Consider the following 21,921-nt stretch of genomic DNA (forward strand, 5'->3'; position numbering starts at 1 on the left):
CCACCCCGCGACCGGGGTTACCGGGCTCACCCCTCGTCGAGCCGGCGGGTACGCCGGCCACGCCCCGCTCGACAGGCCCGTCGGTCGAGATCGCGATAGGCTGACCGGGTGGATCGTGCCGAACTGTCCATCACCGTGCACCGGACGGGTGACGAAGCCGTGCTTCGCCTGGCCGGTGAGATCGACATGCTCACGGCCGCCCAGCTCTCGACGGTGGTCAACGAGGTGCTGGCGGATCCGCCGCCGCGCATCGTGCTCGACCTGGGCGGCGTCACCTTCTGCGACTCGCAGGGCCTCGGCACGCTCGTGGTGCTCAGCCGCAAGGCCAGCCACATGCAGTGCGTGCTCATGCTGAGCAACGTCGGCGACTTCCTGATCCGCGTCCTCGACATCACCGGCCTCCGCAGCGCCCTGATGATCCGCTGACCCCCGCGCGGGTCACCTCCCCCGCGATCTTGCACTTTCGGCCCCCGAAACGGGTGACATGTCCCGTTCGCCGGGGCAGAAAGTGCAAGATCAACGAGGTCGGGGGCGAGGTCAGGGGACGGGGAGGTCGCGGCGGCGGAAGGTGAGCAGGCCGGCGGCGGTCAGGGCCGCGGCCAGGGCGGTCAGCAGGAACACCGGGGTCGGGCTCCAGGTGTCCCGCAGGACCTGCGGGGTGTGCGTGAACGGGGACAGGTCCAGCAACCACTGGTCCAGCTCCAGCACCGCGCCGAGCTGACCGAGCAGCACGCAGACCGCCAGCACCGCCCACACGGCCGAGGCCAGCCGGGGCAGCAGGCCGTGCAGCAGCACGGCGAGCCCGGCCAACACCCAGGCGGCAGGCACCTGCGCCAGGCCCGCACCCACCATCCGGCCCACCTGCCGGGGCACGTCGCCCACGCTCAACCCGTAGGTCAGGCCGGTGGTCAGACCGGTCACGGCGAGCACCACGACCGGGCCGAGCAGCGCGAAGACCACGTGCGAGAGCAGCCAGGTGGACCGGCGCGTGCCGGTGGCCAGCACCGGCTCGGCCCGGCCGGCGGACTCCTCGGCGCGCATCCGCAGCGCGGCCTGGATGCCGTACCCGGCCGCGGCCAGCCCGGCCAGGCTCAGCGTGGCGCCCAGGTAGGCGTCGGCCAGCCCGGAGGCCCCGCCGATCCGGTCCATGATCTGCTCCAACTGCGGGTTCCCCTCCACCGAGCGGCCGGCCGCCTCGGCCGCGCCGCCGAGGATCAGCCCGAGCAGGCCGAACCCGACCGACCACCAGAGGAGCTGCCCCCGGTGCAGCCGCCAGGCCAGGCCGAAGGGCCCGGACAGGGCGCCGCCGGCGGTGGCCGGACCGAGCCGGGGCGGCAGCACCCCCGCGCCCAGGTCGCGGCGGACCGAAACCGGGTACGCGACCGCCGCGAGCAGCACCGTGGCGGCCAGCGGCAGCAGCAGCACCCACCACCGCTCCCCCTCGTACGCCCGCACCCGGGCCGCCCAGCCCAGCGGGGAGAACCAGCTCGGCCAGTCGTGACCGGCGGTGTCACCGACCAGGCGCAGCCCGAACGCGACGCCGAGTCCGGCGATGCCGATCCCCCGCGCCCCGCCCGCGGTCTCGGTGAGCTGTGCGGCCAGCCCGCCGAGCGTGGCGAAGACCATCCCGGTCAGCGCGGCGGCGAGGCCGTACGCGGACGAGCCGGTGGCCGACAGGCCGGTGGCGTGCAGCCCGACCGCGGTGACCAGGCCGAGCAGCACGTCGGCCACGTACGCGACGAGCAGCGCGGCGGTCAGCCCGGCGTACCGGCCGAGCACGCTGCCGCCGAGCAGTTCCCGCCGGCCCGCCTCCTCCTCGGTGCGGGTGTGCCGGATCACGGTGAGCAGGTTGGCCAGCGCCACGATCACCAGGAGGAAGCCGCTGCGCTGGGCGGTCAGCGCGCCGACGCTGTCGCCGTAGACCGGACCCAGCAGCGCGACGATGGACGGGTTGCGGGCGGTCCCCTCGGTGTACGCGGCCCGCTCGGCGGCGGTGGGGAACAGCTCGAAGAAGCTGGCCGCGTAGGACACCGGCAGGAGGGCGAGGACCAGCACCCAGATCGGCAGCAGGACGCGGTCGCGGCGCAGGATCAGCCGGGCCAGGTGCCGGGCCCCGGTGAGCGTGCTCATGAGACCACCTCTTCCGGAGCCGCCTCGTAGTGCCGCAGGAACAGCTCCTCCAGCGTCGGCGGGGTGCTGACCAGGCTGCGGACGCCCAGCTCGGTGAGGCGACGCAGCGCGGCGTCGAGCGCGGCGGCGTCCACGTCGAAGCGGACCCGGTGCCCGTCGACCCGCAGGTCGTGCACGCCGGGCAGGTCGGCCAGCCCGTCGAGCGGCGCGGTGACCTCGGCGTCGATCGCGGTGCGGTGCAGGTGGCGCAGGTCGCCGAGGGTGCCGGACTCGACCGCCCGGCCGGCCCGGATGATCGTCACCCGGTCGCAGAGCGCCTCCACCTCGGCCAGGATGTGGCTGGAGAGCAGCACGGTGCGGCCGTCGTGGCGGGCCCGCCGGACCCAGTGCTGGAAGACCTCCTCCATCAGCGGGTCGAGCCCGGAGGTCGGCTCGTCGAGGATGAGCAGCTCGACGTCGGAGGCGAGCGCGGCCACCAGGCCGACTTTCTGCCGGTTGCCCTTGGAGTAGATGCGGCCCTTCTTGCGCGGGTCCAGCTCGAAGGACTCCAGCAGTTCGGCGCGGCGCTTCGGGTCGAGCCCGCCGCGCAGCCGCCCGAGCAGGTCGATCACCTCGCCGCCGCTGAGGTTGGGCCAGAGCGTGACGTCGCCGGACACGTACGCGAGCCTGCGGTGCAGCGCGACGGCGTCCCGCCAGGGGTCGCCGCCGAGCAGTCGGACGGCCCCCGCGTCCGCCCGCAGCAGGCCGAGCAGCACCCGGATGGTGGTGGACTTGCCGGACCCGTTGGGGCCGAGGAAGCCGTGCACCTCGCCGGTGCGGACGGTCAGGTCGAGCCCGTCGAGCGCCCGGGTGTGGCCGAACGTCTTGACCAGGCCGGACACCTCAATTGCCGTTTCCATGCTTCAGAAGTTACGCTCGTTTCATAAATTTGTGAAGACTGTAGGGTCACGGGGTGAGTGTCGAGGAGCCGACCATGAACGAGCCGAGTCACCGCGACGAGGAGGAGGTCCACCTCTTCGTCGAGCGGATGGCGATGGCCTTCGCCGACGTGGGCTTCCCCCGGATGGCCGCCCGGGTCCTGTTCGCCGTGATGAGCGCCGACGAGCCGCTCACCGCGAGCGAGATCGGCGAGCGGCTGGGCGTCAGCGCGGCCGCCGTGTCCGGCGCGGTGCGCTACCTCACCCAGTTCGCCATGCTGGTCCGTGAGCCGGTCAAGGGCTCCCGGCGCGACCGCTACCGGATGCCGGACAACCCCTGGTACGAGGCCACCATCACCAAGACCAGCCTCTACAAGAACTTCATCGACATCGCCGGCGGCGGCGTCGACGCGCTGCACGGCCGGAACACGCCGGCCGGCGAACGGGTCGCCGAGATGCGGGACTTCTTCCTCTTCGTACAGGAGGAGGTGGAGTCGCTCGGCGACCGCTGGCGGGCCCGGCGCGCGGCGTCCGGGCACGGCGGTCCGGCCGCGGGTTGACCCCTCAGCGGGTGTTGCCCCAGCGGGCCTGCTCCAGCAGGTCCGCCGCCCGCTCCCGGGTCGCCGGGTCGTCGTCGCCGCGCAGCAACGCGGTCGCGGAGTCCACCGCCTCGGCGAGGCGCCGCCACTGCGCGTCCCGCTCCCGCACCACGTCCGACTGGGCGGCGAGCTGTCGGGTCTTCACCCACAGCTCCACGAAGACGGTCACCTTCGCCCGCAGCACCCACGGGTCGAACGGCTTGGTCAGGTAGTCGACCGCGCCGACCTGATAGCCGCGCAGCGCGAGCTGGGCGTCCTTGTCCGCCGCGGTGAGGAAGATGATCGGGATGTGCCGGGTGCGCTCCCGCCGCTTGATGTGGGTGGCGGTCTCGAAGCCGTCCATGTCCGGCATCTGCGCGTCGAGCAGGATCACCGCGAAGTCGTCCACGAGCAACTGCTTGAGCGCGGCCTCGCCGCTCTCCACCGCGACCGACTGCACCGGGAGACCCTGGAGGATCGCCTCCAGCGCCATCAGGTTCTCCCGCCGGTCGTCGACGAGCAGTGCCTTGGCCGTCTGCGTCACGCGCCCTCCTCGCCTCTGCTGCGGCCGATCCAGGTCGCCATCAGCCCGATCAGCTCGTCCAGGTCCACCGGCTTGGTGATGTAGTCGCTGCCACCGGCCGCGAGCGCCGACTCCCGGTCGCCGGGCATCGCCTTCGCGGTCAGGAACACGATCGGCAGGTCCGCGAAGCGGTGGTTGCGGCGGATCTGCGCGGTCGTCTCGTATCCGTCCTGGTCCGGCATCATGGCGTCCATCAGGACGATGTCCACCTCCGGGTGCTCGGCGAGCTGGCGCACGCCGTCCACGCCGTTGTCCGAGTACAACACGGTCATCCCGTGCAACTCCAACGCGGAGGTCAGCGCGAACACGTTCCGGACGTCGTCGTCGATGATCAGGACGGTCACCCCGTCCAGCCGGCGGGTGGCCGGGGTCTCCTGCGGCTGCGGCAGCTCCATCGGCATGAGCAGCGACGACGGCAGGCCCGCGCGGCTCGGCGACGGCGGCGCCGGCGCCACCACCGCGTCCGGCGCCAACACATCGGGTACGAAGAGAGTGAACGTCGAACCCTGCCCGGGCGCGGACGACACGGTGATCGTGCCGCCGAGCAGGCGGGCCAGGTCCCGGCTGATCGACAGGCCCAGCCCGGTGCCGCCGTAGCGTCGGCTGGTCGTGCCGTCGGCCTGCTGGAACGCCTCGAAGATCAGCGACAGCTTGTCGTCCGAGACGCCGATCCCGGTGTCGATCACGGTGAACGCGATCACCCGCTGGGCGTTGGTCAGCGCGGGGATGTCGAAGACCGCGTTCTCGGCGGCCGGCCCGATGCGCAGCGTCACCGCGCCGTTGTCGGTGAACTTCACCGCGTTGGAGAGCAGGTTGCGCAGGATCTGCTGCAACCGCTGGGCGTCGGTGACCAGGGCCGGCGGCAGTTCCCGGCTCACCCGGACCTGGAAGTCGAGCCCCTTCTCCTCGGCCTGCGGCGCGAACGCCTGCTCGACGTAGCCGCGGATCTCGGCGAACTGGATCTCGGTGGGCTCCACGTCCATCCGACCCGCCTCGATCTTGGAGAGGTCGAGGATGTCGTCGATCAGCGACAGCAGGTCGGACCCGGCGCCGTGGATGGTCCGGGCGAACTCGATCTGCTTCGGGCTCAGGTTGCGCTCCGGGTTCTCGGCGAGCAGCCGGGCCAGCAGGAGCAGCGAGTTCAGCGGCGTACGCAGCTCGTGGCTCATGTTCGCCAGGAACTCCGACTTGTACGCCGACGCCCGGGTGAGCTGCTGCGCCTTCTCCTCCAGGCCCAGCCGGGCCAGCTCGATCTCCCGGTTCTGCGTCTCGATGTTGGCCTTCTGCTCCGACAGCAGCTTCGCCTTGTCCTCCAGCTCGGCGTTGGTGCGCTGCAACTCCGCCGACTGGTCCTGCATCTCGTGCGCCAGCCGCTGCGACTGCGCCAGCAGCTCCTCCGTACGCCGGTTGGCCTGGATGGTGTTGACCGCGACGCCGATGGTGAGCACCAGCCGCTCCAGGAACGCCAGGTGCAGGTCGGAGAAGGTGGCCACGCCGGCGAACTCGATCACGCCGAGCAGTTCCCCCTCGAACAGCACCGGGAGCACCACCAGGTCGGCCGGCGGCGTGTCGGCCAGCCCGGACCGGACCACCAACCGCCCGTCCGGCTGCGCCTTGACCCGGATGGTGCGGCGGGACAGCGCGGCCTGCCCGACCAGCCCTTCGCCGGGGCCGAACGTGACGTCGTGCCCGCGCGCCACGTAGCCGTAGGAGGCGGTGAGCCGCAGCCGCATGCTGCCCTCGGAGCTGTCCGCCAGGAAGAACGCGCCGAGCTGCGCGTCGACGAGCGGGGTCACCTCCATCATGATCATGCGGCAGACCTCGCCCAGGTCCCGCTGGCCCTGGAGCAGGCCGCCGATCCGGGCCAGGTTGGAGTCGAGCCAGCCCTGCTCGGCGTTCTTCTTGGTCGTCTCCCGGAGGGTGACGATCATCTGGTTGATGTTGTCCTTCAGCTCGGCGACCTCACCCTGCGCCTTGACGTTGATCCGCTGGGTCAGGTCGCCCCGGGTCACCGACGTGGAGACCTGCGCGATCGCGCGCAACTGGGTGGTGAGCGTCGAGGCGAGCTGGTTGACGTTCTCGGTGAGGTCGCGCCACGTACCGGAGACGCCCTTCACCTGCGCCTGACCGCCCAGCTTCCCCTCGGAGCCCACCTCACGGGCCACCCGCGTCACCTCGTCGGCGAACGACGACAACTGGTCCACCATCGTGTTCACCGTGGACTTCAGCTCCAGGATCTCGCCCTGCGCGTCCACCGTGATCTTCTGCGACAGGTCACCCCGCGCCACCGCCGTGGTCACCGACGCGATGTTGCGGACCTGACTGGTCAGGTTCGACCCCATCGAGTTCACGTTGTCGGTCAGGTCCCGCCACGTGCCCGAGACGCCCTTCACCTGCGCCTGACCGCCCAGCTTGCCCTCGGTGCCCACCTCACGCGCCACCCGCGTCACCTCGTCGGCGAACGACGACAACTGGTCCACCATCGTGTTCACCGTGGACTTCAGCTCCAGGATCTCGCCCTGCGCGTCCACCGTGATCTTCTGCGACAGGTCGCCCTTCGCCACCGCGGTGGACACCTGGGCGATGTTCCGCACCTGGGCGGTCAGGTTCGACGCCATCGAGTTCACGTTGTCGGTCAGGTCCCGCCACGTGCCGGCCACGCCGCGCACCTGGGCCTGACCGCCCAGCTTGCCCTCGGTGCCCACCTCACGCGCCACCCGGGTCACCTCGTCGGCGAACGACGAGAGCTGATCCACCATCGTGTTCACCGTCGACTTCAGCTCCAGGATCTCGCCCCGGGCGTCCACGGTGATCTTCTGCGACAGGTCGCCCTTCGCCACCGCCGTGGTGACCGACGCGATGTTGCGGACCTGGCTGGTCAGGTTCGACGCCATCGAGTTCACGTTGTCGGTCAGGTCCCGCCAGGTGCCCGAGACGCCCTTGACCTGGGCCTGACCGCCGAGCTTGCCCTCGGTGCCCACCTCGCGCGCCACCCGGGTCACCTCGTCGGCGAACGACGAGAGCTGGTCCACCATCGTGTTGACGGTGTTCTTCAGCTCCAGGATCTCGCCCTGCGCGTCGACGGTGATCTTCTGACCGAGGTCACCCTTCGCCACCGCGGTGGAGACCTGCGAGATGTTACGGACCTGGCTGGTCAGGTTGCCGGCGAGCTGGTTGACGTTCTCGGTGAGGTCGCGCCAGGTGCCGGAGACGCCGCGCACCTGCGCCTGACCGCCCAGCTTGCCCTCGATGCCCACCTCACGGGCCACCCGCGTCACCTCGTCGGCGAACGACGAGAGCTGGTCCACCATCGTGTTCACGGTGTCCTTCAGCTCCAGGATCTCGCCCTGCGCCGCCACGGTGATCTTCTGCGACAGGTCGCCCTTGGCCACCGCGGTGGACACCTGGGCGATGTTGCGGACCTGGCTGGTCAGGTTCGACGCCATCGAGTTGACGTTGTCGGTCAGGTCCTTCCAGGTGCCGGCCACGCCGGGCACCTGCGCCTGGCCGCCCAGCTTGCCCTCGGTGCCCACCTCGCGCGCCACCCGCGTCACCTGCTCGGCGAAGAGGCGCAGCGTGTCGGTGAGGGAGTTCATCGTGTCCGCCAGCTCGGCCACCTCGCCGCGCGCCCCGACGGTGATCTTCTGCGACAGGTCGCCCTTCGCCACCGCGGTCGCCACCTGGGAGATCGACCGCACCTGACCGGTGAGGTTCGACGCCATGGTGTTCACCGAGTCGGTGAGGTCCTTCCAGGTGCCGGCCGCGCCCCGCACGTCGGCCTGGCCGCCCAGCTTGCCCTCGGTGCCCACCTCGCGGGCCACCCGGGTCACCTCGTCGGCGAACGACGAGAGCTGGTCGACCATGGTGTTCACGGTCCGGCCGATGCGCAGGTACTCACCGCGCAGCGGGCGCCCGTCGATCTCCAGCGCCATGTGCTGGGACAGGTCACCGTCGGCCACCGCCACGATGACCCGGGCGATCTCGGTGGTCGGGCGACCCAGGTCGTCGATGAGCGAGTTGACCGCCCGCTGCCCCTCCGCCCAGGAACCCTCCAGGCCCTCGTCGTCGAGCCGCTCGGTGAGCCGGCCGTCCCGACCGACGATCCGGCTGATCCGGCGCAGGTCCAGGTGCTGCCGCTCCTGCAGCGACACCACGTCGTTGAAGGCGTCGGCGACCTCCGCGGGCAGGCCCGCCCGTCGCGACAGGCGGACCCGGAGGTCGCCGCGGGCCACCCGCTGAAGCGCCTCGACCAGCTCGCCGAGGAGCACCTCGTGGTCGGACGCGGACGGATCCGCGGACACCGACTGTTTCGCCGTGGTCATCATTCCTCGCTCAGCTCGGGGCCCACCGGCTCGTGCCGACACGCGGCCATCCCATCATTCTGCCGCGCGATCCGTCGAGGTCACCGGCGGCTGATGGCGCGTCACGCGCGGTATCCGCCCGATTCGCCGGTTCTCACCGGGGCGCTTGGCACCCGGGGTGGCGACGGTGGAGGATACGAAGGTGTCAGCGGAGGCGGAGCCGGCCCACAGCGGCCGCGCGGACGAGCACGTCAGACGGGTCCGCCTTCCCGCCGACCGGCGCACCCCGGCCGCGGCCCGGGCGCTGGTGCGCGCCATGCTCCTCGAAGCCGGCCTGCCCGAGTTGCTCAACGAGGCGCTGCTGCTCACCACCGAGCTGACCACCAACGCGGTCGAGCACGCGCGCACCGAACTGGACATCGAGGTCGAGGCCGACCCGGCCGGGTTCACCGTCACCGTCACCGACTTCGCCTCCGGCCCGGTAGACGAACTCGTCGTCGGCGTGCGCAACACCACCTCCGACATCACCGAGGTCGCCTCGCGCGGGCGTGGCCTGCTGCTGGTCGACCACTTCGCCAGCCGGTGGGGCACCACCTACCTGCCCACCGGCAAGGGCGTGTGGTTCCGCCTGGACCGTCCCGACCTGCGCGGATCCGCCCGGCCGTCCGGCGCGCCGGCCCGCGCGGCGGCACCGCCGACGGACGAGGGCACGCCGAGCGCCGCCGCGATGAGCGAGCTGATGCAGACCACCCCGGATCCGTACGCCGACGACCCGCTGCCCGAGTTCGCCGCCGGGCTGCTGACCCGGGTGGCCGAGATGGTGGGCGCCGCCGGTGGCACGGTCCGGCTGGACCGCGGGGACGGGCTGGGCACCCAGGTGTTCGCCCGGCACGGCCGGCCACCCCGGGACGACAACGAGCTGCTGCGCGTCCCGCTCGCCGTGCACCGCCCCTATGCGGGCGAGCTGGAGCTGGACGCGGCACCCTCGGCGTACGCCCGGCCGCTCGCCGTGCTCGCCGCCGAGCGGCTCTCGCTGCACCTGGAGAACGACCGGCTGCGCCGCGCCGACGTACGCCGCTCCACCTGGCTGACCTTCCTCGCCGAGGCGAGCGAGCTGCTCGCCCAGTCGCTCGACGTCGAGCTGACGATGGCGCTCGTCCCGCAGCTCGTGGTCCCCCGGCTGGGCCAGTGGTGCGCGGTGCACACCACCGACGAGTGGGGGCGGCTGCGCCTCGCCGCGTCCAGCCACGCCGACGAGGCGATGCTTCCGCACCTGCACCGGGTCCTCGCCGAGACGGGCCCGGACTCGATCCAGTCCCGGCTGCGCGAGGCGTCCCGCAGCCTGACCCAGATGCCGTTGGGCGGCCCGATGGAGGGCTTCGCCGTGCCGTTGATCGCCCGCGGGCAGCGGCTCGGCACCCTGGCCGTGGGTCGGCACCAGCGGCACCGACACGATCCGGACGAGGTCGCGGTGCTGGAGGACGTGGCCCGGCGGGCGGCGCTCGCGATCGAGAACGCGCGCATCCACGCCGAGCGTCGCCGGGTCGCGCAGACCCTCCAGCAGTCCCTGCTGCCGCCGGTGCTCCCGGTGGTCGAGGGCATCGGCCTCGCCGCCGAGTACGTCCCGACCGGCGACGACGCCGAGGTCGGCGGCGACTTCTACGACGTGGTGCCGCTGCCGGACGGCCGCTGGCTGGTGGTGGTCGGCGACGTCTCCGGCAAGGGCGTGCAGGCGGCGGCCGTGACCGGCCTGGTCCGGGACGTGATCCGGGTGCTGGTGGGCGACGGCAAGCCGCTGCCCGAGGTGCTCGGCCGGCTCAACGAGACGCTCGTGGAACGCGGCGGCGGCCGTTACTGCACGTTGGCGCTGGCCGCGGTCGAGCCCGGCGACGGCGACCAGCTCGACGTGGCCCTGCACCTGGCCGGCCACGACCGCCCGGTGCTGCTGCACGGCGGTGGCGGCGCGACGTTCGTCGGCACCGGCGGCACCGCGCTCGGCCTCCTCGACACCATCACCACCCCCACGGCGGAGCTGGCGCTCAAGCCGGGTGACGCGCTGATCTTCTACACCGACGGCGTCACCGAGCGGCGGCGCGGCCGGGAGCTGTTCGGCACCGAACGCCTGCGCGAGTCGGCCGCGCCGCTGGCCGGCTATTCGGCCGACGTGGTCGCCGCGCGGCTGCGCGCCGCCACCATCGCGTTCTCCGCCGAGCCCCCGCGCGACGACATCGCCGTCCTGGTACTCCGCAACGACACCCTCTGACGGACGCCCGAGAACCAGCGCACCGCGCCGCGCGGCGGCGGGGCACGCGCCGCCGGCCGACTCCGAGGCCGACGTCGCCGCGCGACCTTACGCCGCCGGCGACCAATCGGCCGACGTGGTCGCCGCAGCGCCAAGCGCCACCAGCCAGCGAACAGGCCGCCATGGTGGCCGCGCGCGCCAGACCATCGCGCCGTCGGCCGAGCCCCCCGCGCGACGACATCGCCGTCCTGGTCCCCCGCAACGACACGCCGATACGCGGGGCGGCAAGCGATTACGCGGAGTGATCTCGCCGGGCGACCAGATCACCTGAGCGCGGTATACCTCTGAGTCATAAATATGACCGGTAGGTATATCGCGCTCGACTCTGGTGCACCGCTGTCAGCGACACGCCCGGTGGCCTCCGGGTGACCCTCGCGTCTCGCGGCCCGCACGCCCTGGCACCACCGCGCCACACGTCGGGCGCCCGCCGTACCGCACGCCCGGGCACCACCCCGCCACACGCGCAGGCACCGCGGCAGCGGCCCTGAGCAGAGGCCCACCGGCGACACGAGCCGATGCCGGCCGCCGGCCGGGTCAGAGGCCGCCGGGGAGGCGGCCGGGGGCCAGGCGGTGGTGCGGGTCCAGGTGGGCCTTGGCGCTGCGCAGGCGCGGCAGCGCGGGCAGCTCGCCCCAGAGGTCGACGACGCGGCGCACCGGCGCCGGCGCCGCCACCACCACGCAGCGGCCCTGCCGGGCGAGCAGCACGCCGCGGACCGCGGTCAGGATCGACGCGACCCGCTCCGGCGACAGCGCGCCGGGCAGGGCGGCGTACGCGGTCCCGACGCCTGCCGAACCACGCACCGGCACCGGGGCGCCGGCGGCGTCGCGCAGCGCGTAGACCGCGGCGTGCAGGTCGCCGGCCGGCACCTCGATGCGCAGCGCGGTGTCGCCCGGGGCGAACGGGTAGCGCCCCCACCACTCGGGCGCGTGCTGGTTGACCACTGCCTCGCCGCCGAGCACGGCGGTCAACCGCTCGGCCCGCTCGATCACGTCGGACGGGCCGCCCTCCAGCAGCACCACCAGGCTCCCCGCCGCCGGACGCCCGGTCACCGCCGGGTGATCGGGACGGCCGGCCACCGAGGGATGGCTCGCCGGGATCCTGCGGCGGGGCAGCGGCACCGGCACCGGCAGGTCCAGCTCGACGGCGGCCGGGGCGACCTCGGCGGCGAGCACCGCGCGGACCAGGTCGTGCACCTCCAGCGGCGTCCAGACCGGACGGGACACCCAGACCCGGCTCGCCGGCACCGCGTGCACCCGCATGGTCGCCGAGACCAGCACGCCCAGCCCGCCCTGCGAGCCGCAGAGCAGCCGGGCCACGTCCAACCCCGGCAGCTCGCCGCGCCCCAGCACCGCGTCGCCGCCACCGGACGGGGCGGCCGCATCGAACCGCACCGTGCCGGACTCGCCGACGCTGACCAGCTCGCCGTCTGCGTCGAGGTAGCGCACGCCGACCAACTGGGCGCACGGGGTGCCGTGCCGGTGACGCAGCGGGCCTGCCTCGTCGGCGGCGAGCACCCCGCCCAGCGTCGCGCCCGGCGAGGGCACGTCGACCGGGAGCCGCCGACCGGTGCGGGCCAACGTGGCCTGGACCGCGCGCAGCGGCGTGCCGGCGCCGATCTCGGCCACCGGGGCGGCGTGCGGCTCGTGCCAGACCCCGGCCAGCCGACCCGTGTCGAGCATGATGTCGACCTGGGCCGGAGCCGCGCCCCAGTCGATCTTCGTGCCGGCGCCGCGTGGCACCACGGTCAGGTCGTGCGCGGCAGCCAACCGCAGCACCTCGGCGGCGGCGTGCGGGCCGCCCGGCACGGCCACCCAGCGGGCGGTGCGCCCGGCGACCTCGTCGGCCGGGCCGGCGAAGCGGGCGAACGGCGGACCGCAGATGTCGGTCAGCTTCCGGGTGATCTCGAGGGCTCCGGGTCGGTCGGTGGAACGCGCTGCAGCCGCCATGGCGGTCATCGTACACATGTTCGAAAACGCTGGCGGCGAGTCGCGGGATTCGCGCGGCGCGGACGCCCGGCGGCGGCCGGACGACCGGTAACGTGGCGCCGTGACCACGACCCCACAGCCCACGGCGAAGCGCGTTCCGGCCGAGCGGACCCACCACGGTGACACCGTCGTCGACGAGTACGCCTGGCTCGCCACCAAGGACGACCCGGAGACGATCGCCTACCTGGAGACCGAGAACGCCTACACCGAGGCGCGCACCGCGCACCTGGACGGGCTGCGGGCCGAGCTGTTCGAGGAGACCCGTCGGCGCACCCAGGAGACCGACCTGTCGGTGCCGACCCGCAAGGACGGGCACTGGTACTACACCCGCACGGTCGAGGGGCAGCAGTACGGCGTGCACTGTCGGCGCGCCGTCCGCCCCGGCGAGACCACGCCGCCGGTCAGCGCGGACGGCGCCCCGCTCGACGGCGAGGAGGTGCTGCTCGACGGCAACCAGCTCGCCGAGGGGCACGACTTCTTCTCGCTCGGCGCGTTCGACGTCAGCCCGGACGGCCGCTGGCTGGCCTACTCCACCGACTTCTCCGGCGACGAGCGGTTCACCCTGCGGATCAAGGATCTGTCCACCGGCGAGCTGCTGCCGGACGAGGTGCCGGACACGTTCTACGGCACGGCGTGGTCCGGCGACGCCTCCACGCTCTTCTACGTCACTGTCGACGACGCGTGGCGGCCGAACCGGGTGTGGCGGCACACGATCGGCACCACGTCGGGCGAGGACGTGGTGGTCCACCAGGAGGACGACGAGCGGTTCTGGGTGGGCGTCGAGCTGACCCGCTCCGAGCGCTTCGTGGTCATCGACATCCACAGCAAGATCACCAGCGAGGTCCGGGTGATCCCGGCGGCCAACCCGACCGGCGAGCCGGCGATCGTCGCCCCGCGCCGGCAGGGCGTGGAATACGCGGTCGAGCACCACGGCCGCCGCTTCCTGATCCTGCACAACGACGGCGCGGAGGACTTCGCGCTGGCGTACACCTCGGCGGACGCGCCGGGCGACTGGACGCCGCTGATCCCGCACACCCCGGGCACCCGGCTGGAGGCGGTCGACGCGTTCGAGAACCACCTGCTGGTGTCGCTGCGGAGCAACGGGCTGACCGGGCTGCGGGTGCTGCCGGTCGGCAGCGACGACAGTTGGGACATCGACTTCCCGGAGCCGATCTACAGCGTCGGCCTGGACGCCAACCCGGAATACCGCACCGGCACGGTCCGGCTGCGCTACACCTCGTTGGTCACCCCCGACTCGGTCTACGACTACGATCTGACCAGCCGCGAGCTGACCCTGCTGCGCCGGAAGCCGGTGCGGCCCGGCCCGGACGGTCGGGGGTACGACCCGGCCGACTACGAGCAGCACCGGGACTGGGCGCTCGCCGACGACGGCACCCGGGTGCCGATCTCGCTGGTCTGCCGGCGGGACACCCCGCGCGACGGCTCCGCGCCGGCGGTCATCTACGGCTACGGGTCGTACGAGGCCAGCATGGACCCGTGGTTCTCGATCGCCAGGCTGAGCCTGCTCGACCGGGGCGTCGTCTTCGCCGTCGCGCACATCCGGGGCGGCGGCGAACTGGGCCGGCGCTGGTACGACGAGGGCAAGCTGCTGGCCAAGAAGAACACGTTCACCGACTTCGTGGCGTGTGCCCGGCACCTCGTCAAGGCCGGCTGGACGGCGAGCGACCGGCTGGTCGCCCGGGGCGCCTCGGCCGGCGGCCTGCTGATGGGCGCGGTGGCCAACCTCGCGCCGGACGCGTTCGCCGGGATCGTCGCGCAGGTGCCGTTCGTGGACGCGCTCACCTCGATCCTCGACCCGTCGCTGCCGCTGACCGTCACCGAGTGGGAGGAGTGGGGCAACCCGCTGGACGACCCCGAGGTCTACGCGTACATGAAGTCGTACACCCCGTACGAGAACGTGACCGCCGCCGACTACCCGGCGATCCTGGCGGTGACCAGCCTCAACGACACCCGGGTGCTCTACCACGAGCCGGCCAAGTGGGTCGCCCGGCTGCGCGCCCTCGCCCCGCAGGGCGACTACCTGCTGAAGACCGAGATGGGCGCCGGCCACGGCGGCCCCAGCGGCCGCTACGACGCCTGGCGCGAGGAGGCGTTCGTCAACGCCTGGACGCTGGACCGCCTCGGCCGCGCCTGAGGTGTAAGGAGGGGCCCCCTCTTAACACCCGTCTGTGAGAAGGGGTCCCTTCTCTACCGGAGGCGTTAACAGGGGGCCCCTCCTTACGTCCCGAGCGCGGCGGCGAGCACCGCCGCTTCGGCGTTGCCGCCGCTCACCACCGCGACGGTCCGCCCGCCGGGCAGCTCGTCGCGGTGGAACAGCCGGGCGGCCGTGGCGACCGCGCCGCTCGGCTCGACCACCAGCCGCGCGTCCCGCATCAGCCGGCCGGCCGCCGCCATGATCTCGTCCTCGGTCACCGTGACGATGCCGTCGAGCCGCTCCCGCAGGTGCGCGAGCGTCAACGCGGACAGGTTGGTGCGCAGCCCGTCGGCACAGGTGCGGTAGGTGCGTGCCACGTCCCAGACCACCACCTCGCCGGCGGCCAGCGACTCCTGGGCGTCGGCGGCCAGCGCCGGCTCCACGCCGATCACGGCGGCGGACGGGCGCAGCGCCCGGACCGCCGTGGCGACGCCGGAGCCGAGCCCGCCCCCGCCGACCGGCACCAGGACCACGTCGACGTCCGGCAGGTCGGCGACGATCTCCAGCCCGATCGTGCCCTGCCCGGCGATGATCGCCGGATGGTCGAACGGCGGCACCAGCGCCGCGCCGGTCTCCGCCACGATCCGCTCCGCCTCGCTGAGCCGGCGGGCCGGCGGCACGAGTCGCACGTCCGCGCCGAGCGCCCGCATCCGGTCCACCTTGACCGCCGGCGCGCCCTCGGGCACCACCACCGTGCAGGGCACCCCGAACGCGCGGGCCGCGTACGCCAGCGCCTGCCCGTGGTTGCCCGAGGAGTGGGTGACCACCCCTCGGGACCGGACCGCCGGGTCGAGCCGGGCCACCGCGTGGGTGGCGCCGCGCAGCTTGAACGACCCCACCGGTTGCAGGCTCTCCGGCTTGAGCCACAACTCGTCGTCCCAGGCGGCGGGCAGCAGCGGGGTGCGCAGCACGGTGCCCGCCACGTCGTCGGCGGCGGCCCGGACGTCGGCGATCGAGATCAGCTCCATCGCACCATCCTGGCCCTAGACTGCCCGGGTGAGCGAGGAGGACCAGCCGGCGGCGCGGCGCGGGCCGACCTGGGTGATCCTCGTGATGGTCGCCGCTGCGCTGGTGGTGTGCTGCTGTTCGACAGCGATCGGCCTGGCCGTCGCCGGCTCCGCCGGTCTGCTCGGCCGCTGACCGCCGGATCAGGTGACGCGCAGTTCCTCCACCGCCGTGGCGGAGCGCAGCAGCACCAGGCCGGCCACCGCCGTGAGCAGCACCGCCGCCAACCCACCCGCCGCGAACCAGGCCAACTGCTCCCACGGTACGTCCGGCGTGACGGTCACCTTCGGCACCCATTCGGTGTCGTTCGCGCCGCACCCCGGCGAGCCGGCTTCGCACACGCGCTGCTCGTAACCGCCGCCGCTGGGCGCGGGCATCAGGCCGGCGATCAGCAGGTAGCCGACGGTCAGCGCGAGGCCGATCGCCGGCACGGCCGGGGCGAGCGCCGCCCAGAGCAGCGATCGACCGATGACGGCCCGGGGCACCCCGGTCGCCACCTGTGCCGCGTAGGCCCGACGCCGGCTGGTGATGCCCTCGGCCACCGCCACCAGCAGCCCGCCGCCGGCGATCACCACCGCCACCACGACGGCCAGGTCGATCAGGTCCATCGCGCCGAGATAGAAGTCCGGGTCGGACAGGCCGCCGCCGGTGCGCCGGGCCAGCTCGGCCTCGGCCTGGAAGTCGGCCCGCACGCCGGCGGCCCCGGCACCGAAGATCAGCGCGGCCAGCAGCGCGGCGAACGTGCGGCTGCCGGCCCACGGGTCGGCGGTGAGCCGGCGCGCGGCGAGCAGCGCCGCCGCGCCACGCCCGTGGCGGTGCAGCACCCGACCGGTGGTGTACGAGATCCAGCCGGTGCCGGACACCACCCCGACCATGGCGGTCAGCCCACCGGCCATCAGCAGCAGCGGCACCAGCGCGTCGGGCATCACCGCGTCGCGCCGCTCGTACCACAGGGCGATCGGGCGGATCGCGGCGAAGATGCCCAGCGCGGCGAGGATGAGCACGCCCGGCCACGGCCAGGGCGCCCGGGTGCGGACCCGGCGCACGACGCCGAACGGGGTGGTGGTGACCCGGCGCAGCAGCAGCGCGCCGACCAGCGCGGCGACCAGGGGCAGCCCGAGCACGACGGCGACCACGGCGGCCGGGGCCGGGTGCACGTCGGTGGGGAGCGGCAGCCGGCCGGCGGCGTCGGGCCGGTGCAGCAGGCGGCGGCCGACCTCGAACACGGCCAGGCCGGTGACGGTGCCGAGCAGGCTCGCCACCCCGGTCTCGGCGACCGCGAGCCGGGTGACCTGCCCGGGGGTGGCCCCGGCCAGCCGGAGCGCGGCCAGCCGCCGGTCGCGGCCCGGCGCGCCGAGGCGGGCGCACTGCCCGGCGAGCCCGAGCACCGGTACGCAGAGCAGCAGCAACGCGAAGGCCACGCCGGGGCGCAGGCCGGGCTCGCGCAGCAGCGCGTTGGTGTACTGCTGGGACTGTGTCCAGGCGTTACCGGGCGGCTTCGCCACCGCCAGCACGGTCAGCGCGGCCAGCCCGGCGAGCGTCGCCAGCGCGGCGCTCAGCGCGGTGAGCGCCACCCGCGCGCCGTCGGTGCGGGTGCCGGCCAGCGCGAGCCGCAGCAGCGTGCCCGCTCTCACCGGGACCCACCCGGCAGCGCCGGGTCGAGGCCCAGCCCGGTGTGGTCGACCGTCCCGTCGCGCAGGCTCACCTCCCGGTCCGCGTAGGCGGCGATCCGCGGTTCGTGCGTGACGAGCACGACGGTGGTGCGCTGCTCCCGGGCCAGCCGGACCAGTTGGGTGAGCACCTGCTCGCCGGCGAGCGTGTCGAGCGCGCCGGTCGGCTCGTCGGCGAAGAGCACCCGAGGTTCGGTGACCAGCGCCCGGGACAGCGCGCAGCGTTGCTGCTGCCCGCCGGACATCTCGCCCGGCCGGACGTCGGCGACCTCGGCCACGCCGAGCCGCTCCAGCCAGGTGAGCGCCGCCGTCCGCGCCTCTCGCCGCCCCGTGCCGGCGAGAAGCAGCGGAAGGGCGACGTTCTCCGCCGCGGTCAGCTCGGCGACGAGCTGGCCGAACTGGAACAGCACCCCGAACTCGGTTCGGCGCAGGCGCGAGCGGGCCGCCTCCGACCACGTGTCGATCCGCTCGCCGCGCCAGGTGACCTGGCCCGCGTCGGGGCGCAGGATGCCGGCGAGGCAGTGCAGCAGCGTCGACTTGCCGCAGCCGCTGGGGCCGGTGACGGCGAGGATCTCGCCCTCGGCCACGTCGAGCGTCACGCCGCGCAGCGCCGGTGTCGGGCCGTACGCCCGAACCACGCCGCGCGCCTCCAGGAACGTCACGAGTGCACCTCCCGGTGCCAGTCGGCGACCCGGTCGAGGGTGGTGTGCAACCACCGCAGGTCCGCGTCGAGGTGGGCGATGGCGAAGTCGGCGGCGACCACCTCGTCGAGGCGGGCGCCGGGGGCGGTCTTGACGGCGGTCAGCTCGCGCAGCCGTTCGGTGTGCGCCCGGCGCTGGGCGACCAGGTAGGCGCGGGCCTGGTCGGCGTCGGCCACCAGCAGCGCGACCACGACCTTGGCGAAGAGCGTGCTGGCCACGTACGGCATCGGCGGCTCGACGGTGGCCAGCCACTCGTCGAGCGCGGCCCGCCCGTCGCCGGTGAGCGCGTAGGCGGTGCGGTCCGGTCCGCCCTCGCGGGTGGCGCCGGCCGGGGCGACCAGGCCGTCGCGGTGCAGCCGGGCCAGCGTCGCGTAGACCTGCCCGAAGGCGAGCGGCCGGGCCCGGGGCAGCCGCTCGTCGTGGGCGCGCTTCAGCTCGTAGCCGTGACGCGGCCCGCCGGCGAGCAGCCCGAGCAGGACGTGCTGGGTGGACACGGCCCTACTATTCGCTGAGCGAATAGCGGTGTCAAGGGTGGGTCAGCGGGTCCAGGCCGGATCACGCCCGGTCCGGCCGAGCAACGCCGCCAGCGAGGTGGGATCGGCGTCGGTCGGCACCGGCGGGCCGAACGCGCCCATCCGCTGTCCGGTGTCGCCCATCCGGTCCATGAACTCGTGCCCGGCCGCCACCACCGACGGGTCCACCACCAGTTCCTGACCGATGGCACGGGCCAGGTCCCAGCCGTGCACGGTGAGGTCGATCAGGGCCATCAGCCCGACCGTCTCCTGGGGCAGCCCCATGCCGGGCGAGTCACCCTCCAGCGCGTCCGGGTCCGACCACGCCTCGACCAGCCGCTGCGTCTCGGTGGCGAACCGGTCCCGCCAGCCCTCGGTCAGGTGGTCGGTCCCGCCCGACCAGTCGACCTCCTCCCGCCGGGCCATCGCCTGGAAGTTGACCGCCACCTCGAACAGGTGGTTGAGCAGGTCGCGTACCGGATATTCGGGGCACGGGGTGGGCCGGTCGAGCTGGTCGTCGGCGACGCCGCGCACCACCGCCGCCGTGCCCGGCGCGGCGACGGCCAGCAGTTCACTAGTCTTCGTGCTCATCGGGCCAGCGTATGAGGGCGGTCTTGAACAAATGCGACACGAACCGCGGGACGACAGCCGGGGCATCCTCGACCCCGGACTGCTGCTGCGGCGGGTCCGGTTCCGCCGCCGGCTGCCCGACCCGGCGCTGCGCCCCTGGGTGGAGCACTACTGGCTGATCGACTGGGACCTGACCGAACCGTTCGAGCAGCGGGTCGTGCCCCATCCCTCGGTCAACGTGGTGTTCCAGGCGCAGGACGACACGGCCGAGCACGGCCTGGTGGCGGGCGTCGACACCGGCCTGTTCGCCGTCACGCTGCACGGCGCCGGTCGGGTCACCGGCGTGCAGTTCCGCCCCGGCGGCTTCCGCCCGTTCTGGGACCGCCCGGTCGCCGAGCTGACCGGCCGCCGCGTCGCGCTGCCGGCGGGCGGCGGACCGATCTGCCCGGGCAGCGACGACGAGCGGTGCCGCCGGCTGGACGACCTGCTGGCCGGTTGGGGTCCGGCACCCGACCCGGCCGGCACCGAGGCCGTCGCGCTCGTCGAGGAGATCCGCACCGACCGGAGCGTGCTGCGGGTGGCCGACCTCGCCTGTCGACACGGCGTCTCCACCCGCCGGCTCCAGCGACTCTTCCTCGACCACGTCGGCGTCGGTCCGAAGTGGGTGATCCGTCGCTACCGGCTCCAGGAGGCGATCGAGCGGGCCGCCGCCGGGCCGCTGGACTGGTCGCGGGTCGCCGCCGACCTGGGGTACGCCGACCAGGCGCACCTGGTCCGCGAGTTCACCGCCGTCACCGGCGTGCCGCCCGCGGCGTACGCCCGCTCGGTGGCCGGCTCCCGCGGCGCCTGACCCGCCGGGCGCCGCCCGAACACGCCGAGTGACAACGCCGATGAATACGAAGGGTGACCGTCAGCGGCGGCGGACGGCAACCACGGCGACGTCGTCGTGGATCTCCGGCGGGGCAAGCTCGATCAGCAGCCGCTGGCAGAACTGGTCGAGGTCGTCGTCCACCCGGGCGGCCACCACGCCGAGCGCGGCCATGCCGTCGTCGATGGTGGAGTCCCGCCGCTCGATCAGCCCGTCGGTGTAGAGCACCAGCGTGGCCCCGGCCGGCAGCACGAACTCCAGATCCGGCGGGCGCGGCGCGCGCACACCGAGCAGCGGCGCCGACTGCGCCACGAACTCGACCCGCCCGTCCCGGCTCAGCAGCGCCGGCAGGTGCCCGGCGCTGGCCAGGCGGATCAGCCCGCTGCCCGGGTGCAGCAGCAGCACGCAGATCGTGGCCAGCTCGTTCGGCAGCAGCGTACGCATCAGCTCGTTGACCCGGTCGAGGATCACCCCCGGCTGGTGCCCCTCGACCGCGTACGCCCGCACCGCGTGCCGCAACTCGGCCATCACCGTCGCGGCGTGCAGCGAGTGCCCGGCCACGTCGCCGATCGCCACCAGCAGGTGCCCGTCGAGCATCACCAGCTCGTAGAAGTCACCGCCCACCTCGGTCTGCGCGCTCGCCGGCTCGTAGCGGACGGCCAGGTCCAGGCCGGCAACCTCGGGCAGCCGCCGAGGCAGCAGGCTGCGCTGGAGCGTCACCGCGATCCGGTGCTCCTCGTCGAAGGACCGCTGCGCCTCCACCGCCGACGCCACCGCCTGGGCCAACTGCACCAGCACCGGCGTCCGTACGGTCTGGGTCGACGTGGGCACCACCACGTAGAGCGGGGCCCGGTCCTCGCGCAGCCGGGAGGCCGCCACGGTCACCGTGTCGCCGGCCGGCCAGTCGACCAACGGCCAGTTGCCCGGCTGGTCCACCCACACCCGGGTGCCGATCGGCACGCCGGTGTCGTCCACCACCCAGGGCACGATGGTGGCCGGCGTGTGCGGGTCGACCGCCACCCCGGCCAGGCAGTCGCCGTCGAACGTCTCGGCGACCACCGCCGCAGGCGAGCGGAATATCCGCGCGGCGCCGGACGCGGCCGCCTCCAGCAGCCGGACGAAGTTCGGCGACGCGTGCATCTCCACCGTGGCGTCGGCCAGCGCGGCCAGTCGCTCGGCGAGCTGCTCGGCCCGCCGCCGGGCCTGGTAGTAGCGCAGCACCGCGTGCGCGGTGGCGACCAGTTCCTCCGGCTCGATCGGCTCGGTCAGGTAGGCGTCCGCGCCCCGGGTGAGCCCCTGCGCCCGGTCCACCACGTCCACCGCGTGCGCGGAGACGTGGATGACCGGGGTGGACGGGTACGCCTCCTTGATCCGCTCGCACACCTCGAAGCCGCTCATGTCCGGCAGCCGCACGTCGAGCACCACCAGGTCGACCGGCTCCCGGGCCACCCGCTCCAGCGCCTCCGTGCCGTTCTCGGCCTCGACGGTCGTGAAGCCGGCCCGGCTGAGCCAGTTCACCAGCAGATATCGCTTCGGCCCGCTGTCGTCGACCACCAGCACCGTCGCCGGCCCGCCCTCCACCG

17 protein-coding genes are annotated in these 21,921 nt (G+C 73.7%); 6 read left to right on the top strand and 11 right to left on the bottom strand.

The window, feature by feature from the left end; translation table 11 throughout:
* The first annotated feature begins 108 nt into the window (after positions 1 to 108).
* Entirely contained in the window at positions 109 to 426 is a 318-nt protein-coding gene (locus ACIA5A_RS16100; RefSeq protein WP_091062954.1) for an STAS domain-containing protein, read from the top strand.
* A gap of 111 nt (positions 427 to 537) precedes the next feature.
* Here ACIA5A_RS16100 and ACIA5A_RS16105 read toward each other — a convergent pair whose 3' ends face one another.
* Together ACIA5A_RS16105 and ACIA5A_RS16110 are read right to left on the bottom strand one after the other, a co-directional pair.
* The gene (locus ACIA5A_RS16105; protein WP_396762101.1) at positions 538 to 2,130 is read right to left on the bottom strand and encodes an ABC transporter permease; all 1,593 of its coding nucleotides are present in this window, start codon (positions 2,128 to 2,130) and stop codon (positions 538 to 540) included.
* Positions 2,127 to 3,029: an ATP-binding cassette domain-containing protein gene (locus tag ACIA5A_RS16110; RefSeq protein ID WP_396762104.1), complete on the bottom strand. Its 903-nt coding sequence runs from the start codon at positions 3,027 to 3,029 to the stop codon at positions 2,127 to 2,129. The genes ACIA5A_RS16105 and ACIA5A_RS16110 overlap by 4 nt, the downstream gene beginning before the upstream one ends.
* A 74-nt stretch (positions 3,030 to 3,103) precedes the next feature.
* Between ACIA5A_RS16110 and ACIA5A_RS16115 the strand changes: the two genes are divergently transcribed.
* Positions 3,104 to 3,607, top strand: a complete 504-nt coding sequence (locus ACIA5A_RS16115; RefSeq protein ID WP_396762107.1) for a GbsR/MarR family transcriptional regulator — start codon at positions 3,104 to 3,106, stop codon at positions 3,605 to 3,607.
* A 4-nt stretch (positions 3,608 to 3,611) separates the two neighbouring features.
* Here the strand turns inward: ACIA5A_RS16115 and ACIA5A_RS16120 are convergent, their stop codons facing one another.
* Positions 3,612 to 4,169, bottom strand: coding sequence for a two-component system response regulator (locus ACIA5A_RS16120; protein ID WP_396762110.1), 558 nt, complete (start codon positions 4,167 to 4,169; stop codon positions 3,612 to 3,614).
* The gene (locus tag ACIA5A_RS16125) at positions 4,166 to 8,530 is read right to left on the bottom strand and encodes a HAMP domain-containing protein (protein ID WP_396762113.1); all 4,365 of its coding nucleotides are present in this window, start codon (positions 8,528 to 8,530) and stop codon (positions 4,166 to 4,168) included. Before ACIA5A_RS16125 ends, ACIA5A_RS16120 begins: the two co-directional genes overlap by 4 nt.
* Before the next feature lie 181 nt (positions 8,531 to 8,711).
* On the opposite strand from ACIA5A_RS16125, the gene ACIA5A_RS16130 reads away from it, so the two are divergent.
* Positions 8,712 to 10,772, top strand: coding sequence for a SpoIIE family protein phosphatase (locus ACIA5A_RS16130; protein WP_396762116.1), 2,061 nt, complete (start codon positions 8,712 to 8,714; stop codon positions 10,770 to 10,772).
* 573 nt (positions 10,773 to 11,345) lie between these two features.
* On the opposite strand, the gene ACIA5A_RS16135 is transcribed toward ACIA5A_RS16130, so the two are convergent.
* Positions 11,346 to 12,758, bottom strand: coding sequence for an FAD-binding oxidoreductase (locus tag ACIA5A_RS16135; RefSeq protein ID WP_396762118.1), 1,413 nt, complete (start codon positions 12,756 to 12,758; stop codon positions 11,346 to 11,348).
* Positions 12,759 to 12,858: 100 nt separating this feature from the next.
* On the opposite strand from ACIA5A_RS16135, the gene ACIA5A_RS16140 reads away from it, so the two are divergent.
* Complete coding sequence (locus ACIA5A_RS16140; RefSeq protein ID WP_396762121.1) at positions 12,859 to 14,952, top strand: S9 family peptidase; 2,094 nt, start codon at positions 12,859 to 12,861, stop codon at positions 14,950 to 14,952.
* Between the two features lie 83 nt (positions 14,953 to 15,035).
* Here the strand turns inward: ACIA5A_RS16140 and ACIA5A_RS16145 are convergent, their stop codons facing one another.
* Positions 15,036 to 15,980, bottom strand: coding sequence for a threonine/serine dehydratase (locus ACIA5A_RS16145; RefSeq protein ID WP_396762124.1), 945 nt, complete (start codon positions 15,978 to 15,980; stop codon positions 15,036 to 15,038).
* A 28-nt stretch (positions 15,981 to 16,008) separates the two neighbouring features.
* Here ACIA5A_RS16145 and ACIA5A_RS16150 point away from each other — a divergent pair, with 28 nt between their 5' ends.
* Positions 16,009 to 16,152 carry a hypothetical protein gene (locus tag ACIA5A_RS16150; protein WP_396762127.1) on the top strand — a complete coding sequence of 48 codons (144 nt, stop codon included), beginning with the start codon at positions 16,009 to 16,011 and terminating at the stop codon, positions 16,150 to 16,152.
* An 8-nt stretch (positions 16,153 to 16,160) separates the two neighbouring features.
* On the opposite strand, the gene ACIA5A_RS16155 is transcribed toward ACIA5A_RS16150, so the two are convergent.
* The 4 genes from ACIA5A_RS16155 to ACIA5A_RS16170 are packed head-to-tail and all read right to left on the bottom strand — an operon-like array spanning position 16,161 to position 19,491.
* Positions 16,161 to 17,651, bottom strand: a complete 1,491-nt coding sequence (locus ACIA5A_RS16155; RefSeq protein ID WP_396762130.1) for an FtsX-like permease family protein — start codon at positions 17,649 to 17,651, stop codon at positions 16,161 to 16,163.
* Positions 17,648 to 18,349 (bottom strand): ABC transporter ATP-binding protein, encoded by a 702-nt coding sequence (locus ACIA5A_RS16160; RefSeq protein WP_396762133.1) that lies wholly within the window; start codon positions 18,347 to 18,349, stop codon positions 17,648 to 17,650. The genes ACIA5A_RS16155 and ACIA5A_RS16160 overlap by 4 nt, the downstream gene beginning before the upstream one ends.
* The gene (locus tag ACIA5A_RS16165; RefSeq protein ID WP_396762136.1) at positions 18,346 to 18,882 is read right to left on the bottom strand and encodes a PadR family transcriptional regulator; all 537 of its coding nucleotides are present in this window, start codon (positions 18,880 to 18,882) and stop codon (positions 18,346 to 18,348) included. Before ACIA5A_RS16165 ends, ACIA5A_RS16160 begins: the two co-directional genes overlap by 4 nt.
* Before the next feature lie 42 nt (positions 18,883 to 18,924).
* A complete protein-coding gene (locus ACIA5A_RS16170) occupies positions 18,925 to 19,491 on the bottom strand; it encodes a TIGR03086 family metal-binding protein (RefSeq protein ID WP_396762139.1) in 567 nt (188 codons plus the stop codon).
* A 31-nt stretch (positions 19,492 to 19,522) separates the two neighbouring features.
* Between ACIA5A_RS16170 and ACIA5A_RS16175 the strand changes: the two genes are divergently transcribed.
* On the top strand, positions 19,523 to 20,320 hold the full coding sequence (locus ACIA5A_RS16175; RefSeq protein WP_396762142.1) for a DUF6597 domain-containing transcriptional factor: 798 nt from the start codon (positions 19,523 to 19,525) through the stop codon (positions 20,318 to 20,320).
* A 60-nt stretch (positions 20,321 to 20,380) separates the two neighbouring features.
* Here the strand turns inward: ACIA5A_RS16175 and ACIA5A_RS16180 are convergent, their stop codons facing one another.
* The gene (locus ACIA5A_RS16180) at positions 20,381 to 21,919 is read right to left on the bottom strand and encodes a SpoIIE family protein phosphatase (RefSeq protein WP_396762144.1); all 1,539 of its coding nucleotides are present in this window, start codon (positions 21,917 to 21,919) and stop codon (positions 20,381 to 20,383) included.
* Positions 21,920 to 21,921: the final 2 nt, after the last annotated feature.

Source organism: Micromonospora sp. NPDC051300 (assembly GCF_044455315.1).
Classification (GTDB): Bacteria; Actinomycetota; Actinomycetes; order Mycobacteriales; family Micromonosporaceae; genus Micromonospora; species Micromonospora robiginosa.